This window comes from Candidatus Protochlamydia phocaeensis, from assembly GCF_001545115.1.
GTDB classification, from domain to species: Bacteria; Chlamydiota; Chlamydiia; order Chlamydiales; family Parachlamydiaceae; genus Protochlamydia_A; species Protochlamydia_A phocaeensis.
Window position 1 is genome coordinate 1 of sequence record NZ_FCNU01000003.1, and the last position, 1,097, is coordinate 1,097.

The 1,097-nt window shown below is 35.6% G+C and carries 1 protein-coding gene; it reads left to right on the top strand.

Going from position 1 to position 1,097, the window contains the following annotated elements; all coding sequences use genetic code 11:
- The first annotated feature begins 71 nt into the window (after positions 1–71).
- The gene (locus BN3769_RS00825) at positions 72–1,019 is read left to right on the top strand and encodes an IS481 family transposase (RefSeq protein ID WP_068466604.1); all 948 of its coding nucleotides are present in this window, start codon (positions 72–74) and stop codon (positions 1,017–1,019) included.
- The last annotated feature ends 78 nt before the right edge of the window (positions 1,020–1,097 follow it).

Below are 1,097 nucleotides of genomic sequence, written 5' to 3' on the forward strand. Positions count from 1 at the left end.
TAAATTTTATGAAAATTGGGACTTTGGTTGACAGATTTGGTATATAAATCTTTTCAAACAAAGGATCCCAAATGAACTTAAAAGCCAAACAAGATATTCAAAGAAAGTTGCGCGTTCTCCGATATGCCGAAGAAATAAAAAATGTTTCTAAAACATGCCGACATTTTGGCATTTCTCGAGATACCTTTTATCAATGGAAGCGTGCCTATAAAGAAAAAGGAGAAGCGGGATTAATCAACAGTAAGCCTTGTCCTCAAAATCCTAAACTCCGTTATCCTAAAGAGATTGAAGATAAAATCGTACATTTGCGCACAAATTATCATTTAGGTCCCATGCGGATTGCCTGGTATTTAGAGCGTTATCATGGGATCAAAATTTCAGCTGGCGGAATCCGAGGATGTCTAATAAGAGTTGGTTTACAAAAATTACCGGCTAATCAAAGAAGTCGATCTGTCAAAGAGTTCAAACGATATGAGAAGCAAGTTCCTGGTCATCGCATACAAGTAGATGTTAAGTTCTTAGATTTTAAAGATCAAAATGGCAATAAAATTCGTAGATTCCAATATACGGCAATTGATGATGCAACACGTGCTAGAGCATTAAAGATATATGATAAACATAATCAGCAAAATGCCATCGATTTTGTAGGTTATTTTACTGAACGTTTCCCTTTTCGTATTCATACTGTACAAACAGATAATGGACATGAATTTCAATCATTATTCCACTGGCATCTTGAAGATTTAGGCATTCGTCATATTTATATAAAACCGAGAACTCCAAGGCTTAATGGCAAGGTCGAACGTTCTCATGCCACTGACAAACAAGAGTTTTATCAACTTATTGAGTATAAAGATGATATCGATATTGCTGCTAAACTAGAAGAATGGGAAAAATTCTATAATTGTCATAGACCTCATACTGCTTTAAAAGGCAAAACTCCTTATGAAGTACTAAAACTTAAACTATCCCCTCAAGAGAAAAGCCGCGTGCAGCCGAATGGCGAGCAAGCGGCCTAAAATTTGAGTTCTTTAAAATTAAAAAAACAGTAAAATAGGAACCTCATATGTCTGTACGACCAAGTCCCTTATGACACA

Coding starts and splice junctions, on each gene's coding strand:
- BN3769_RS00825 (WP_068466604.1), top strand. CDS start 72: ATGAACTTAAAAGCCAAACAAGATATTCAAAGAAAGTTGCGCGTTCTC.